The 15,057-nt window shown below is 71.5% G+C and carries 14 protein-coding genes; 8 read left to right on the top strand and 6 right to left on the bottom strand.

Annotation, left to right across the window (positions count from 1 at the left end):
* Positions 1–4: 4 nt before the first annotated feature.
* The 5 genes from AWQ68_RS29175 to AWQ68_RS29155 all read left to right on the top strand — a co-directional run bounded on the left by AWQ68_RS29175 (position 5) and on the right by AWQ68_RS29155 (position 5,684).
* On the top strand, positions 5–2,254 hold the full coding sequence (locus tag AWQ68_RS29175; protein WP_306306842.1) for a terpene synthase family protein: 2,250 nt from the start codon (positions 5–7) through the stop codon (positions 2,252–2,254).
* Between the two features lie 4 nt (positions 2,255–2,258).
* Positions 2,259–3,641 carry a family 2B encapsulin nanocompartment shell protein gene (locus AWQ68_RS29170; protein WP_066946236.1) on the top strand — a complete coding sequence of 461 codons (1,383 nt, stop codon included), beginning with the start codon at positions 2,259–2,261 and terminating at the stop codon, positions 3,639–3,641.
* A gap of 271 nt (positions 3,642–3,912) precedes the next feature.
* Complete coding sequence (locus tag AWQ68_RS29165) at positions 3,913–4,467, top strand: hypothetical protein (RefSeq protein WP_157545865.1); 555 nt, start codon at positions 3,913–3,915, stop codon at positions 4,465–4,467.
* 373 nt (positions 4,468–4,840) lie between these two features.
* Positions 4,841–5,143: a hypothetical protein gene (locus AWQ68_RS29160; protein WP_066946230.1), complete on the top strand. Its 303-nt coding sequence runs from the start codon at positions 4,841–4,843 to the stop codon at positions 5,141–5,143.
* A gap of 226 nt (positions 5,144–5,369) precedes the next feature.
* Entirely contained in the window at positions 5,370–5,684 is a 315-nt protein-coding gene (locus AWQ68_RS29155) for a hypothetical protein (protein WP_066946227.1), read from the top strand.
* Positions 5,685–5,853: 169 nt separating this feature from the next.
* On the opposite strand, the gene AWQ68_RS29150 is transcribed toward AWQ68_RS29155, so the two are convergent.
* The 5 genes from AWQ68_RS29150 to aztB form a co-directional block, all read right to left on the bottom strand.
* A complete protein-coding gene (locus AWQ68_RS29150) occupies positions 5,854–6,771 on the bottom strand; it encodes a phosphotransferase family protein (RefSeq protein ID WP_066946223.1) in 918 nt (305 codons plus the stop codon).
* A 227-nt stretch (positions 6,772–6,998) separates the two neighbouring features.
* Complete coding sequence (aztD, locus tag AWQ68_RS29145; RefSeq protein ID WP_066946220.1) at positions 6,999–8,207, bottom strand: zinc metallochaperone AztD; 1,209 nt, start codon at positions 8,205–8,207, stop codon at positions 6,999–7,001.
* A gap of 215 nt (positions 8,208–8,422) precedes the next feature.
* The gene (gene aztC / locus AWQ68_RS29140; protein WP_084464533.1) at positions 8,423–9,457 is read right to left on the bottom strand and encodes a zinc ABC transporter substrate-binding protein AztC; all 1,035 of its coding nucleotides are present in this window, start codon (positions 9,455–9,457) and stop codon (positions 8,423–8,425) included.
* A gap of 5 nt (positions 9,458–9,462) precedes the next feature.
* Positions 9,463–10,719: a hypothetical protein gene (locus AWQ68_RS29135; RefSeq protein WP_066946217.1), complete on the bottom strand. Its 1,257-nt coding sequence runs from the start codon at positions 10,717–10,719 to the stop codon at positions 9,463–9,465.
* Positions 10,716–11,633, bottom strand: coding sequence for a zinc ABC transporter permease AztB (gene aztB, locus AWQ68_RS29130; RefSeq protein WP_066946447.1), 918 nt, complete (start codon positions 11,631–11,633; stop codon positions 10,716–10,718). The genes AWQ68_RS29135 and aztB overlap by 4 nt, the downstream gene beginning before the upstream one ends.
* A gap of 53 nt (positions 11,634–11,686) precedes the next feature.
* On the opposite strand from aztB, the gene aztA reads away from it, so the two are divergent.
* Positions 11,687–12,385 carry a zinc ABC transporter ATP-binding protein AztA gene (gene aztA, locus AWQ68_RS29125; RefSeq protein WP_066946213.1) on the top strand — a complete coding sequence of 233 codons (699 nt, stop codon included), beginning with the start codon at positions 11,687–11,689 and terminating at the stop codon, positions 12,383–12,385.
* A 52-nt stretch (positions 12,386–12,437) separates the two neighbouring features.
* Here aztA and AWQ68_RS29120 read toward each other — a convergent pair whose 3' ends face one another.
* Positions 12,438–12,725, bottom strand: a complete 288-nt coding sequence (locus AWQ68_RS29120) for an Ig-like domain repeat protein (protein ID WP_066946210.1) — start codon at positions 12,723–12,725, stop codon at positions 12,438–12,440.
* A 255-nt stretch (positions 12,726–12,980) separates the two neighbouring features.
* On the opposite strand from AWQ68_RS29120, the gene AWQ68_RS29115 reads away from it, so the two are divergent.
* The gene (locus tag AWQ68_RS29115; protein WP_066946444.1) at positions 12,981–13,970 is read left to right on the top strand and encodes a LacI family DNA-binding transcriptional regulator; all 990 of its coding nucleotides are present in this window, start codon (positions 12,981–12,983) and stop codon (positions 13,968–13,970) included.
* Positions 13,971–14,048: 78 nt separating this feature from the next.
* Positions 14,049–15,026: an ABC transporter substrate-binding protein gene (locus AWQ68_RS29110; RefSeq protein WP_066946207.1), complete on the top strand. Its 978-nt coding sequence runs from the start codon at positions 14,049–14,051 to the stop codon at positions 15,024–15,026.
* The last annotated feature ends 31 nt before the right edge of the window (positions 15,027–15,057 follow it).

Raw genomic sequence — 15,057 nt, 5'->3', positions numbered from 1 at the left:
GCGGATGATGCGGCAACCCTTCGAGCTTCCCGACTTCTACGTGCCGTACCCGGCCCGGCTCAACCCCCACCTGGAGGGCGCGCGTGCGCACACCAGGGAATGGGCCCGGGACATGGGCATGCTCGACCCCGGACTCGGCGTCTGGGACGAGCGGCTCCTGGAGACCATGGACTACGGCCTGATGTGCGCCTACATCCATCCGGACGCCCCGGCGGACGAGCTGGACCTCATCACGGACTGGTACGTCTGGGTGTTCTTCTTCGACGACCACTTCCTGGAGGTGTACAAGCGGAGCCGCGACGCGGCCGGCGCCAAGGAGTACCTCGACCGGCTCCCGGCCTTCATGCCCGCCCGGGACGGGGTGGAGACGCCCGAGCCGGCCAACCCCGTCGAACGCGGCCTCGCCGACCTGTGGGCGCGTACGGTCCCCGGCATGTCGGCGGACTGGCGGCGCAGGTTCATCGAGAGCACCGCGAACCTGCTGAACGAGTCCCTGTGGGAGCTGTCCAACATCGACGCGGGCCGCGTCGCCAACCCGATGGAGTACATCGAGATGCGGCGCAGGGTCGGCGGCGCGCCGTGGTCGGCGAACCTGGTGGAGCACGCGGTGGGCGCCGAGATCCCCGCCCGCGTCGCGGGGACGCGTCCCCTGCACGTGCTCAGGGACACCTTCGCCGATGCGGTCCACCTGCGGAACGACATCTTCTCCTACCAGCGAGAGGTCGAGGAGGAGGGCGAGCTGAGCAACGGGATCCTCGTGTTCGAGCGGTTCCTCGGCCACAGCACACAGGAGGCGGCCGACGCCGTCAACGACCTGCTCACCTCCCGGCTGCACCAGTTCGAGAACACGGCGCTCACCGAGCTGCCGCCGCTCTTCGAGGAGTACGCGCTGGATCCGGCCGAACGGCTGGCCGTCCTCGCGTACGTCAAGGGGCTGCAGGACTGGCAGTCGGGCGGGCACGAGTGGCACATGCGGTCCAGCCGCTACATGAACGGGTCGTCCTCGTCCTCGTCCTCGGGCTCGGACGATGTCCACGCGCCGGCCGGCCGGGTGCTCGGCGGGCCCACCGGGCTCGGCACCGTGTCCACGCGGATCCGGCTCGCCGCCGGCGTGCGCGGGCCGGGCGGGATCCGGAGCTTCACCCACCGGCGCTACCAGCCGGTGGAGCCCCTGCCCAGGGACGGGATCAATCTGCCGTACCCGGTGCGGGTCAACCCGCACCTGGACACGGCGCGCCGGGAGAGCCTGGCCTGGGCGGGGCGCATGGGGTTCTACGACCCGATCCCGGGCGTGCCCGGCCCCGGCCTGTGGACCGCCCGGCAGAACGAGGGCTTCGACTTCGCCCTGTGCTCGGCCAGGATCGATCCGGAGGTCTCCGCGCACGAGTTGACGCTCTCGGCGGAGTGGCTCACCTGGGGGACGTACGGCGACGACTACTTCCCCGTGATCTTCGGCCCCACCGGCGACATGGCGGGCGCCCGGGTGTTCAACGAGCGGCTGTCGGCGTTCATGCCGCTGGACCTGGGCGTCACCCCGCCTCCGGCGAACCCGGTGGAGCGCAGCCTCGGCGACCTGTGGGCCCGTACGGCGGCCGAAATGACGATGGAGGCCCGGCGCGCGTTCCGCACGGGGGTGGAGAGCATGACGGAGAGCTGGCTCTGGGAGCTGGCCAACCACATGCAGAACCGGATCCCCGATCCCGTCGACTACATGGAGATGCGGCGCCGGACCTTCGGATCGGACCTCACCCGGGCGCTGTCCCGCCCGGTCAACGACCTGCGGGTGCCCGCCGAGATCTATGGCAGCCGCACGATGCTGGGCCTGGAGAACGCGACCGCCGACGTCGGCTGCCTGATCAACGACGTCTACTCGTACCAGAAGGAGGTCCAGTACGAGGGGGAGCTGCACAACTGCGTCCTCGTCGTGCAGGACTTCTTCGCCTGCGACGCGCGCCGGGCCCTCGGCGTCGTCACCGATCTGATCGCGTCGCGGCTGCGCCAGTTCCAGCACCTCGTCGCCACCGAACTGCCCGTGCTGTTCGACGACTACGGCCTGGACGAGGGGGCGCGCGCCGCGCTCACCGCGTACGTCGCGGGCCTGGAGGACTGGATGGCCGCGATCCAGCTGTGGCACGAGCGGACCCGACGGTACGTGGAGTCCGAGCTGAGGTATCCGGTGCCGAGAGGAGCGGTGCCGAACGGTCCGACGGGCCTCGGCACCGCCGCCGCGCGCCTCCTGGGATCGGTGGTGTGAGCCGATGAGCGGGAACGACGCCGGGGATCCCCGGCTGAGCCTCGGCACCGAAGCCGCGCGCAACCTGGCGACGACGACCAAGTCGGCGCCGGGGATGCAGGAGATCTCCCCCCGGCACCTGCTCCGGGTCCTGCCCTGGGTCGAGGTCGCGGGCGGGACGTACCGGGTGAACCGGCGGCGGAACCACCGGCCCGGCGCCGGCCGCGTCATGGTGACCTCGGCGGACGGGCGGGTCAGGATCGTCCCCTCCAGCCTGGGAGAGCTGCCCGCGCTGCGCGGCTTCGCGGACCTCTCGGTCATGGACGCGCTGGCCGAGCGCTTCGTCCAGCGCGAGGCGGCGCCCGGCCAGGTGCTCGTCTCCGCGGGGGAGCCCGTGAACCGATTGATCGTCGTCGCGCACGGCAAGGTGGACGTCACCGCCGCCGGTGAGCACGGGCGCTCCCGTACGCTCGGCGTGCTGGCCGACGGCGACCACCTCGGCGCGCAGGCGCTGTCCGGCGTGGCGATGACCTGGGGGTTCACGGCGACGGCGAGCACCGCCTGCACGGTGCTCAGCCTGCCCGTCGAGGTGTTCCTGGAGCTGCTCGACCGGTCGGGCCCGCTCCGGGCGCACGTGGGACGGTTCGCGTCCGGCTCCCGCACCCGGCAGAACCGGCACGGCGAGGCGGAGATCGAGCTGGCGGCGGGTCATGTGGGGGAGGTGGCGCTGCCGGGGACGTTCGTGGACTACGAGGCCGAGCCGCGGGAGTACGAGCTGAGTGTGGCGCAGACGATTCTGCGGGTGCACACGCGGGTGGCGGATCTGTACAACGAGCCGATGAACCAGACGGAGCAGCAGCTGCGGCTCACGATCGAGGCGTTGCGGGAGCGGCAGGAGTACGAGCTGGTCAACAGCCGGGAGTTCGGCCTGCTGTACAACGCGGATCTGGGGCAGCGGATCCACACCCGCACCGGCCCGCCCACCCCCGACGACCTCGACGAGCTGCTGTGCCGGCGGAGGAAGTCGCACTGCTTCCTGGCCCATCCCCGGGCGATCGCCGCGTTCGCCCGGCAATGCAACAGCCGGGGGATATATCCGGACTCCGTCCAGGCGGGGGAGGCGACCGTCACGGCGTGGCGCGGCGTGCCGATCCTGCCGTGCGACAAGATCCCGATCAGCCGCCGGGGGCTCAGCTCGATCTTCGTCATGCGCGTGGGAGAGGAGGACCAGGGGGTGATCGGCCTGCACCGCACGGGGCTGGAGGACGAGTACCGGCCCGGCGTGTCCGTCAGGTGCACCGGCATCGACGCGAAGGCGATCGCCTCCTATCTCGTCACCGCCTACTATTCCGCGGCCGTCCTCGTGCCCGACGCGCTCGGCGTGCTCGACAGTGTCGAGGTTGGCTGACGGCGGGCGGGGCTCGGGAAGCGTGAGAGGCGCGGGGCACGCGTCCGCGCCGCGGCGAGCCGCATCCCAGGCGTAATGGGGAAGTTGGACACCGATAGCCGAGGCCCCGTCCCGCGCGTGGCCTCGGCTGTCGGCTGTCGGCTGTCGGCATCGGCATCGGCATCGGCATCGCGGCAAGGCGTCCCGCGTGCACGTGGGGCCACGCCGTCGCACGGGACGGTTTCGCCCGCAGCCGGGAACAGGGGCGGCCTGTCGGTAATTGTCCTGACAATTGAGGGTTCCCTCCGGCATCCTGCTTTCAGGTGCTTCCGTCCGGGTGCCGATCAGCCCACAACGCTATGGAATCGGGACCTTCATGCCGAGATCGTTCATCGAGTACCGAGAGCGTGGGTTCTGGTCCGTTGACACCTATGCTGCGATCTGGCTTCATCTGATGTGCCTGGAGGCCGACGCGTATCCCGAGGCGCCGGACTGGCTGGCCGAGGCTCGCAAGTATTGGCACTGGCAGGCCACCGATGAGGGATTTCACGGATGGATGAGCGCCGGACTCGACGAGCATGTCGGCGACGACCCGGACCGGGTGGCGATGGTGCTGGAACTGGTCGAACGCGTGAACACGCGCGTGCGGTCCTTCGGCCCGATCGTTCCCGACGACGTCCTCGCGCCCTGCGGGTACGCGGGATCGAGCGGGTTCATCAACAGCAGTGCGATAGCGACGTGCGGTGACGCCATCGCCGGACTGCTGAAAGGCGAACTCGCGTGGGATGAGTTCACCTCCCCTCTCCTGACGAATCTGGGCTGGCACTGGCCGCGGGCGGCGGGATGAGGGGTGTCCGGGGCGTTTCCGGTTATCCGCTGGGCCGTTTTTCGGCTGAAGGCGATGTCTGGCAGTAAAGGCGAAATCCGCGCATAGAGCTTTACGAAATGGTTTTGCGGAAAATAGGGTGGGCTGTCGGATCAGTTGAATTCCGCCGGCCGCTGTGGAGCCCGCTGCCCTTATGACGCACCTGGTACCGAGCCCTTCGCCGATGTCCCCGCAGTCGCCGGCCGCCCAGCGGTCGTCGCCGGTCGGCCGGTCCTCCCGCACGACACGGGCGACCGGAGGCCGTCGTGGGTTCCGTCCGACTCCCTGCTCGGTCAGGGATGCCGATGGGCCATCGGGCAGGGCCGTGTCTGTTTCTCCGGGGGCGGGCTGACACATGGCCGAGATGGTGCCCAATCCGCTGTACGACGCGTTGGGGGACGCGCTGCGTCGTGTCGAGCCGCTGGTTCGGGAGATCGAGCAGGGCGTCGAAGGCCCCTTTCAGGACTTCCGCTCCGGCACGGTGTGGACGGGACCGGCCGCCGAACGCTTCGACGCGCAGCTCGCCCAGCACCGTACGCGCGTACGAGGGGCGGCCGACAAGATCGTCTCCGACCTGCGTCAGACGCTGGCCCGCACACCGCGCGAGGTGGCCGAGTCGGAAGCCCGGGCCATCAAAATCAGGTACGCCCTGCCCTGACACCCCGGTGGTCGTCCGACGGGGTGTGCGTCCTTGGGTTTCAGGCGCCTCCGAACTCGCCTGCCGGGCCATGCGCTCGGGGCTGTGCGACGAGCCCCCGAAGTGGCGAGTCGGCCCAGGTCGCAGCCTTGATCGAATGCGGGCCCGTGATTTCGGTCGAGGAAATCTGGCAATAAGTTCCACTCCCTCTTGTAAAGGTCGCCCTGACAGACAATCATGAACGCCTGTGACGAAAAAGATCCTTTCCAGCGTCGCCGGTATCGTTCTCGGGGCCGCCGCCCTCGTCGGCAGCACCGCCTCCCCCGCGGCTGCGGTGAGCAGCTGCTCCAAGACCGCCAGCACCGACCACTCCGTGAGCGTCAAGTGCACCAGCGGGCTTGAGACCTACTTCCGGGTCTACGGCTACTTCTGCTCGACCTCGTCCTGCTCGTACGTGCCGGGCACCCTGGTCTCGTTGGGCGGCACGAGCAAGGTCACCAGCGGCGCCTACTACAGCGGTCAGTGGTACGTGAAGGGCTGCTACGTGACCAACGGCTGCTGAGTCGTCCGGGGTCTGGACCTCTCCACGAGGTCCGGGCCCCTACCTGCTCTCACCCGCGTCTTCGCGAGTGGCCGAGCGCCTCCACGCGTCTGATCGACCGCGCGGACCGCCGCCGGCGCCGCATCGCGGTCGATTCACAGACCCGAGCACCCGGGCGGGCTCGGCTTTCCTATACGCCGAACCAGCGGTCGGCCAGCTCATCGAAGGTGACGGCGCCGGGAGCGGGGACCTCCCGGAGGTACCACGACAGGTGTGAGTACACGTGCAGCAGGGCGTAGGCCATGACCGTGCGGGGGAGCGCCGCCCGTCGCTCCTCGGGATAGCCGTAGCCGTCGAGGAAAGCGCGCATCAGCGACCGGTCGCCCCGGGTGAGGAAGATCCCCACGGCGACCAGGTCGTACTCGCGAGCGCCGCGCATCGCGGGCTCGAAGTCGAACACGCCGGACAGCCTCCAGGCGCCCGCCTCCTCATGGACCAGCACGTGAACGTGCATGAACTCGGTGTGCAACAGGACGGTCTCGTCCGGCTCGAGGTCGATCGAGGCCAGGAAGCCCGGGACCTGGGCCAGCCACGCCTCGTCCAGGCCGCGGCTCCGGTTCTCCCCGGCCGTGGCCGCGGCGCGCCCGGCGCAGAAGGCGGCCCAGTCCGCCGGGCCGAGCACCTCCGGCGGGGTGACGGCATGCAGCTCCGCGAGAGCCGTCCCGAGCTGTACGGCGAGGCGCTCGCGCTCGTGCCGCGGGATCTTCGGCCACGCCCGCTTGAGGTCCTCGCCGTGCAGCCGCTCCATGAAGATGTAGCCCCAGCCGTGGAACTCACCCGCGTCCTTGACTCCCGGGGTGGGGATCGACAGGCGGCCCTCCAACGCGTGCAACACGTCCCGCTCGACGTACAGCTCCTTCAGGTGGAGCGGCGGGTAGAGCTTCACGACCAGATCGTCGCCGATGGCGTAGACAGGCAGGGAGCCCTCGTCGAAGGCGACGACGTCGCCCGTCAGCCCGAGGTGTTCACAGAGCGCCAGCACCCCTGCGCGCAGGTCCGCCGCATCGATCGCGTCGTATTGTTCTTCGGTCTCAGCTACGGGAAGCACGAGAGCGACCCTATTGACGAGGTCAACCGGATTTCCCGGACCAAGCGGACGAATGCCGGCCGGGAAACGGGTGCCCCGAAGGGGCGGGTCAGGTGGTGTGAGAGACGCTCGCCGCCCCTGGGACGCGCCACGACGCGCGCGATGCATGCCGCACGTCTGGAGCACGTGCCCGGCCGTGGGCCACGCCGCCCACGGCCGGTGTCATCGCCGTCGTTCCGGACGCCGGATCAGCCGACGACCCCGCTGAGTTCGTTGGGCGACGCGGGCAGCGCCACGGTTCCCAGCTTCTTCCGCGACTCGATGTCGATCGCGTGCAGCTCCCGCTTCGCCGGGTCGGTCACGTACGCCGTGCCGCCGCGCACGAACAGGGCCGGGCGGGGCTGCTGCCACTCAAGCGGCTCCCGCCACTCGCCCATGATCTCGACGCGGTCCACGACCTCGCCCTTCTCGGGGTCGAGCACGTGGAGCCGGCCGTCGGTGCCGAGCACCAGGCCCTCGCCGTGCGGGCCGCGGCCGAGGGAGCGGAAGGTGTAGCTCGTGCCGAGGTCCACCAACCGCAGCGAGCCGGACTCCGTGTCGATGAGCGAGACCCGCTCGGGGCGTTCGAGCTCGGCCTCGGGGTCCGTCTTGTAGTCGCCGAGCACGATCGCCGACGCCTCCGAACCGGACTGGTTGCCGATCCGTCCGTACGGGTCGGGGCTGCTGATCTTGCGGATCTTCCCGCCGTTGTACAGCAGCGCGCCGTCCTCGCAGCCGATCACGACGGCCTCGTCCTTCGCGGCGGCCTCGCCGTGGACGCCGGGGCACCTCTCGCTGCGGGCGATCTCCTTGCGCTCCCGGTCCAGGACCAGCGCGCCAACCCGCTTCTCCTCGGTGCCGAGCGTCGTCACGAGCTCGCCGCCCGCCAGCTCGATCGCCACGCCGTGGTGCGGCGCGGCCGAGGTGTAGGTCTCACCCTTCGGCAGGCCGCCGGAGGCGAGGTCCTTCGGGTCGAACACGGTGACCACGCCGGTCCCGTCGGAGAACAGCACCGTCTTGCCGGCGTGCCGTACGACGTGACCGGGCTTGGGCGCGGCGAACTCGTCGTTCTTCAGCTCCGGGGAGAGCGCGTCGAGCACCCGGAACCCGGTCGAGGTGGAAACCAGGACGTGCCGGTCGTCCCCCGCCGGGTTGACCCGGTTGAAGCCCGGGAGCGGGATGTCGGCAGCGACCTGGAGGGTCTTGCCGTCGATGACGTACAGCCCGCCGTCGTAGGTGGCGACGAGAGGATCCGTCACGGGGCCCGCCGCTCGCGCGGGCGCGGCCGGCGTGGCGGGGGCGGACACCGCTCCGGCGGGCTCGGGCGCGTCCGGCTGGGTCGCACAGGCGCCGAGGGTGAGTCCCGTGACGAGCAGTGCGGGGAGCGCCGCGACTCGGGTGCGCGGCCAGGCGTTCATGTGTGATGCACCTTTCTTTCTGTGCGTCCGGACTGTTCTGTGCGTCCGGACTGTTCTGTGTGTCCGGTCGGTTCGGTGATTCCGGAATGGAGCCGCGCCAGGGCATGGCGCGGGGAGCCGGTCATGGGGAACGGGGGGATGGGCGGAGCGGCCCTCGGGGGAGGGGCGTACTCCGGGAAGCGGGAGCGGGGCGCGCGGGGAACCGGGAGGCCGCGTCATCCCTCGCCCAGTCCGCCGACCATGGCCTCGGTGTTGGAGCGCATCATCTCCACGTAGGTGGAGGCTCCCGTCCGCGCCGTGCTCAGGGACTCGGTGAAAAGGGAGACGACCCTGACCTCCACCCCGGCCTCCGCGGCCATGACCTGGGCCAGCCGGTCCGGCTGTGAGGAGTCCGCGAAGATCGCCGGCACCCCGGCGGCGCGTACGGCGTCGGCGAGCGACTTCAGGTCGGACGCGCTGGGCGACGCGAGCGTCGTCCCGCTGGGGATCACCGCGCCGACGACGGTGAAGCCGTACCGCTGGGCGAGGTAGCCGAAGACGTGGTGGTTGGTCACCAGGTTGCGCCGGGCGGGCGGGATGGCCGCGAACCGCGTCTCCATCCATGCGTCCAGCGCCTCGATCTCGGCGCGGTAGCGCGCCGCGTTCGCCCGGACCGCCGCCGCGTCGACGCCGTCCACCTCGTCGACGACCCGTTCGGCGATCAGATCCACGGCCCTGGCCATGCGGTGTGGATCCGTCCAGAAGTGGGGGTCGGGGCGCCCGGCCAGATCGTTCCCGGTCCCGCCGGGAGCCGCGCCGTCCGGGCCGCCGCCGTGATCGGTGGTGTAGCGGATCGGGTCCACCCCCTCGCCGACGGCGAGGGTCGCGACCCCCGCGTCCTTCGCCGCCTCCACGTTGCGCAGGACGCCCTCCTCCAGGCCGAGGCCGTTGTAGACGACCAGGGCGGCCCGCTCGATCGCGGCCGCCTCCTGCGCGGAGATCGCGAACGAGTGCGGGTCGGCGTCCGGCTTCATCAGCACGGTCACGTCGGCCTCGTCGCCGACGACACGGCGGGTGACGTCTCCGAGGATGTTCGTGGTGACGACCACGGCCGGGCGCCGCCCGCCGGTGCCGGCGCACCCGGCGAGGGCGACCGACGCCCCGAGGACGGTCGCCATGACGAGGACCGCCAGGCGGAGAGCCGTGGCGCGGACGAGCGTCCGGGCGGCGGAGACGGTGCGCCGCGGCCCGCCTCGGAGTCGAGCCGTCATCGCCGTCACCGCCCTGTCTCCACCATGGCGGCGGGCGGGAACCCGAGCTCGAACGTGCGGGCCCGCCGTAGGTCGTCGTTGTAGTCGATCTCGTGGACCGCCTTCCCGGCCGGGTCACTGACGTAGGCGCGGGAGCGGTCCGCCTGGATGGCGGGCACCGGCGCCGCGCCGCTCCGGGGCAGAGGCGCGGCGAGGAGTTCGGTCGTCGCGGTCTCGTCGCCCGAGGCGGTGTCGTAGGCGTGCAGCACGCCGTCGGCGGTCAGCGAGAGGACCGGGGCGTCGTCGCCGGTGGCCGTCACGGCCACCGCGGGTCCGGTTTTCAGGAGGCGCCACTTCCTGGCGGCGACGTCAAGCACCCAGATGCCCGCGTCACCGGCCCGTGCGGCCAGCGTCGTGCTGCCCGGACGGTGATGGAACTCCAGCGCGCGGTCGCCCTTCGGCGGCTTCCCCGGATAGCGGATCTTCTCACCGGTGAACTCGCCGCCTTTCACGGTGACGAGCAGGGCGCCGTCGGCGCATCCGATCACCGCGCCGCGGCGCGTCAAGGCCGCGCCGTGCGGTTCCGGGCAGGGCGTCCCGATCCGGTCGGCCGGACGGCCGTCCCGGGTGCGCACATCCACGCCGCCCGTGTCCTTTCCGGCGGGGCCGTCGCCCGCCACCAGCAGGTGTTCGCCGTACGGCACGACGGTGCCGTGCCCTCCGGTGTCGATGAGGGCGGTCTCGACGAGGTCGCCCTTCTCCAGCGCGGCGCGGTCGAGGACCTTCGCGGTGCCGTCGGAGAAGGACACCACGGTGACGCCGACGTCGCCGAGGACGCGCTGCGGATCCGCTCCCGTCAGCGCCCCGACGTCGCGCGCCTCGCCCCGGTAGGAGTGGGAGTGGTCGCCGTGGTCCACGGTCCACGTCCCGCCGTCGATGACGCGCGTCGCCGTGCCGTTCCGCGTGCTCAGGTACGCGAACCGGCCGTCACCGCCCACGCCCCCGATCACCCCGCCGCCTCCGGCGGCGCCCACGGCGGTCAGGTCGCCGCTCACGAGGTCGAGGAGGTGCGCCGTTCCGGTGCCGCCGTCGGCGATCACGAGCCGGGGGTGCGGCTCCGCCAACTCCTCCGCGCCCTCGACGTACCCGTGGGGGAGCGCGGCCGGCTTCCGCGCGGCGACCTCGTGGCCGGTCTCGTCCGTGCCGGTCCGGGCGCACCCGGCCAGCAGCGTGGCGGCGGAGAGGACGGCGAGTGCCGCACGCGCCGCCGGGTTCCGGGTCATGACGGCCGCCCCATTTCCGACGCGGCGCCGGTACGGCGACGCCCGAGGAGCCCGACGGGCCGCGCCGTGAGCGTCGCGCCCGCCGACACGAAGAAAGCGCAGACGGCGACGGCGGCGATCGTCGCGCCGGCGGCGGTGCCGAGGTGCCACGACAGGAGCAGCCCGGCGACGGTCGCGCCGACGCCGATCAGGGCCGCACCGACCATGATCGTCGGGATGCGCCGGGCCCACAGCGCGGCAGCTGCGGGCGGCGCGACGAGCAGGGCGAAGACGAGCAGGGTGCCGACGACGTGGAAGGACGCGACGACGGCGAGTGTGACGAGCCCGAGCAGAACGGCGTGCGCGGTCCTGGGCCGCAACCCGAGGGTGTGCGCGACGCGCGGGTCGAAGGAGACGGCGACGAAGGCCCGGTGGCCGAGCGCCGCGACCGCGGCGGCGACGAGCAGCGCGGTGGCGAGCCACAGCAGGTCGCGCTGACGGACCGCGAGGACGTCGCCGAAGAGGAACCCGGTCAGGTCCACCGCGAACGACCGTGAGTGCGAGACGACGATCACGCCGAGCGCGAGCATTCCGGCGAAGAGGATCCCGACGCCGGTGTCGTGCGACAACCTGGACAACCGGGACGAGCCCGATGAGCCGGATGAGCCGGACGGGCCGGATGACGCGCCGAGCGCCGTCACGCCGGCCGCCATCGCCCCCGCGCTCAGCGCGGCGCCGAGCAGGACGTCGCCGCCGAGCGCCGACGCGAGGGCCACGCCGGGCAGCATGCCGTGCGCCATGGCGTCACCCAGGAAGGCCAGGCCCCGCACGACGACCCAGGTCCCGGCTAGGGCGCAGATCAGGGAGACGAGGATCCCGCCCCACAGCGCCTGCCGTACGAAGGACACCTCGAATGGGCTGAACAACCAGTACATGGTCAACACCATATAATGAAAACGGAAACCATTTTCAAACGGAGGGTCTCGCCATGCGTCAGCTGAGTGACGAGGAGGAGCCGGCGGTCGCGGTCCGCGGCCTCACCGCCCGCTACGGCCGCAGGACGGTCCTGTCCGAGCTGACCGCCCGGTTCCCGCGCCGCCGAATGACCGCGCTTGTCGGACCGAACGGCTCGGGGAAGTCCACCCTGCTGGGCGTGCTCGCCGGCGTCCTGCCCCCCGCGTCCGGCTCGGTCGAGCGGGCGAGCGCGCGCCGCCCGGGCTTCGTCCCGCAGCGCGGCGCGGTCCCCGACAGCCTGCCGATCACGGTCCGGGAGACCGTCGCGATGGGGCGGTGGGCGCACCGCGGGCCGTGGCGGCGCCTGTCGAAGCGGGACCGGGAGGTCGTGGACGGCTGCATGGCGCGCCTCGGCGTCCTCGACCTGGCCGCGCGGCGGCTGGACGCCCTGTCGGGAGGCCAGCGTCAGCGCGTGCTGGTCGCGCGCGGCCTGGCCCAGGAGCCCGACCTGCTCCTGCTCGACGAGCCGGCCACCGGGCTCGACCTCGACGCGCGGCGGCGCATCGCCGCCGCGCTGGAGGAGGCCGTGGCGGCCGGCGTCACCGTGGTACAGGCCACCCACGACCTCGACGCCGCCGCCCGGGCCGACCACTGCCTGCTGCTCGATGAGGGACGGCTCGTCGCCGAGGGCCCTCCCGCCGTGGTCCTGGCGTCGGTGGCCCCGGGCTCATGACGCGCGACGGCCGGGGATGTCTCCCCGGGCCGCTGCGGGTGGCCGCCGGACCTCAGGCCGGCCGCACCACGAGGGTGAGGGGGGCGGTGGCCGGCGCCTGGCGGGCGTCACCCGCGTAGGCGACGGTCAGCTCATGGGCGCCCACGGACAGGACCCGGTCGAGCTCCATCGTGGCCTGGCCGCCCGGGGTGAGCGTCGCGCCGTCGAACTCATCGACCACGGCGCCCTCGGGGATCGGGTCGGTCGCCGCCGCGGCCGCCGCTGTGGTGGTCGGGATGCCGGCGAACACGCTCGCGCCCAGCACCGCCGATAAGGCGAGCGACCAGGCCTTTCGTTTCATGGGGGCTCCTCTACTGGCTGTTGTTAGCGCTAACAACAGCGGGAAACGGGCGAGTGAGCGCTAACAACGGGAAGTTCGCACCAGTTAAGAGCCCGGGCATCGGAACGTCAATAGCGTGTTTCCGGCGCGTTTCGCCGTGATCGGAACGTGACGCGGCAGCCCCTTGACGCTTGTGTTGTTAGCGTTCACAGTCTTGCCCAAGCCGAAGAGAGGAACGCCGACGTGGGATCGAACTCCGGGAGCCGCCCGCCCGTCATGGCCGACGTGGCCAGGATCGCGGGCGTGTCGCACCAGACGGTCTCCCGCGTGCTGAACGACCACCCGAACGTCCGGGCCGAGACCCGCACCAGGGTCCTGCGGGCGATCGACGAGCTGGGCTACCGCCGCAACCTCGTCGCCCGCGCCCTCGTCACCAAGCACTCCCGCACGCTCGGCGTGGTCAGCTTCGACACCACCCTTTACGGTCCGGCCAGCACCGTCTACGGCATCGAGCGGGCGGCCCGGGAGGCGGGATACTTCGTCAGCATCGTCAGCCTGCGCACCATCGACCGGGCCGGCGTGGTCGACGCGATCGACTACCTGGCCGACCAGGGCGTGGACGGCATCGTCGTCGTCGCGCCGCAGGCCTCGACCGCCCGCGCGCTCGACGACCTGCCGCTGGGCATCCCCGTGGTGGCGGTCGAGGGCGGGCACGCGGGCGACGTGTCGGTGGTCAGCGTGGACCAGGTCGCGGGGGCGCGGCTGGCCGCCGAGCATCTGCTGGGCCTCGGGCACGAGACCGTCTCGCACGTCCGCGGCCCCTCCGACTGGCTGGAGGCGGAAGGCCGCGTCCAGGGCTGGCGGACCGTGCTCGCGGAGGCCGGGCGGCCGATCCCCGACCCCCTGGACGGCGACTGGAGCCCGCGCTCCGGTTACCGGGCCGGAAAGCGGCTGGCCGCGATGGCCGGCGACGTCACCGCCGTCTTCGCCGCCAACGACCAGATGGCCCTCGGGCTGCTGCGGGCCTTCGCCGAAGAAGGCGTGCGGGTGCCCGAGCAGATCAGCGTCGTCGGCTTCGACGACATCCCCGAGTCCGAGTTCTTCACCCCTCCGCTCACCACCATCAGACAGGACTTCACCGCAGTGGGCCGGCACAGCCTCGAGGTGCTCCTCAGGCAGATCGAGGCGGGCGAGCCCCTCCGCCCCGAGCGGCTCGTCGTGCCGCCCGAGTTCGTGGCCAGGGCCAGCGCCGCGCCGGCGCGCTAGCCGTACGAGAGATGACCCCCCGGAGCGCCGGGTCGCGACGCGGCCTGTTAGCGCTCACAGAAGAAAGGACCCCCCACCGTGTTGAAGAGGATCTCGGCGCTGGTTCTGGCCGGCGCCACCGCTCTGACGCTGACCGCGTGCGGCGGCGGCGACGGCTCGGCCGCCAAGGGCGGCGACGGAGCGCTCGTGATGGGGTTCGCCCAGGTCGGCGCTGAGAGCGGCTGGCGGACCGCCAACACCAAGTCCGTCCAGGAGTCGGCGAAGAGCGCCGGGGTCGAGCTGAAGTTCTCGGACGCGCAGCAGAAGCAGGAGAACCAGATCAAGGCGATCCGGTCCTACATCCAGCAGAAGGTGGACGTCATCGCCTTCTCGCCGGTCGTCGAGTCCGGCTGGGACACGGTGCTGAAGGAGGCCAAGGACGCGAACATCCCTGTCATCCTCACCGACCGGGCGGTCGACTCGAAGGACACCAGCCTGTACAAGACCTTCCTGGGCTCCGACTTCATCGAGGAGGGCCGCAAGGCCGGCAAGTGGCTGGTCGAGGAGTACAAGGACAGCAAGGACCCGGTGAACATCGTCGAGTTGCAGGGCACCACCGGATCCGCCCCGGCCAACGACCGCAAGGCGGGCTTCGCCGAGGTCGTCTCCGCCGACTCCAAGTTCAACGTCATCGCCTCGCAGTCCGGCGACTTCACCCGGGCCAAGGGCAAGGAGGTCATGGAGGCCTTCCTCAAGGCCAACCCGAAGATCGACGTGCTGTACGCGCACAACGACGACATGGGCCTCGGCGCCATCGAGGCGATCGAGGGCGCGGGCAAGGTCCCGGGCAAGGACATCAAGATCATCACGGTGGACGCGGTGCACGACGGCATGCAGGCGCTGGCCGACGGAAAGATCAACTACATCGTCGAGTGCAGCCCGCTGCTCGGCCCCCAGCTCATGGATCTGGCCAAGAAGGTCGTCAAGGGCGAGCAGGTGCCGGCCCGCGTGGTCACCGAGGAGACCACCTTCACCCAGGAGCAGGCCAAGCAGGCCCTGCCCACCCGCCAGTACTGACCCGACCGAGGCGCCGGGGCGCTGGCCCCGG

The sequence above is a fragment of the Microtetraspora fusca genome (assembly GCF_001570365.1).
GTDB lineage: Bacteria > Actinomycetota > Actinomycetes > Streptosporangiales > Streptosporangiaceae > Microtetraspora > Microtetraspora fusca.
The sequence above is the reverse complement of the archived record's forward strand: the minus strand, read 5'-3'. Positions and strand labels throughout refer to the sequence as shown.

What these genes read in the sequence shown, in the direction of transcription:
- AWQ68_RS29135 (WP_066946217.1), bottom strand. Translation starts at nt 10,719, where the DNA reads ATGACCCGGAACCCGGCGGCGCGTGCGGCACTCGCCGTCCTCTCCGCC.
- AWQ68_RS29160 (WP_066946230.1), top strand. Translation starts at nt 4,841, where the DNA reads ATGGCCGAGATGGTGCCCAATCCGCTGTACGACGCGTTGGGGGACGCG.
- aztB (WP_066946447.1), bottom strand. Translation starts at nt 11,633, where the DNA reads ATGTACTGGTTGTTCAGCCCATTCGAGGTGTCCTTCGTACGGCAGGCG.
- AWQ68_RS29115 (WP_066946444.1), top strand. Translation starts at nt 12,981, where the DNA reads ATGGCCGACGTGGCCAGGATCGCGGGCGTGTCGCACCAGACGGTCTCC.
- AWQ68_RS29120 (WP_066946210.1), bottom strand. Translation starts at nt 12,725, where the DNA reads ATGAAACGAAAGGCCTGGTCGCTCGCCTTATCGGCGGTGCTGGGCGCG.
- AWQ68_RS29175 (WP_306306842.1), top strand. Translation starts at nt 5, where the DNA reads ATGATGCGGCAACCCTTCGAGCTTCCCGACTTCTACGTGCCGTACCCG.
- aztD (WP_066946220.1), bottom strand. Translation starts at nt 8,207, where the DNA reads ATGAACGCCTGGCCGCGCACCCGAGTCGCGGCGCTCCCCGCACTGCTC.
- aztA (WP_066946213.1), top strand. Translation starts at nt 11,687, where the DNA reads ATGCGTCAGCTGAGTGACGAGGAGGAGCCGGCGGTCGCGGTCCGCGGC.
- AWQ68_RS29170 (WP_066946236.1), top strand. Translation starts at nt 2,259, where the DNA reads ATGAGCGGGAACGACGCCGGGGATCCCCGGCTGAGCCTCGGCACCGAA.
- aztC (WP_084464533.1), bottom strand. Translation starts at nt 9,457, where the DNA reads ATGACGGCTCGACTCCGAGGCGGGCCGCGGCGCACCGTCTCCGCCGCC.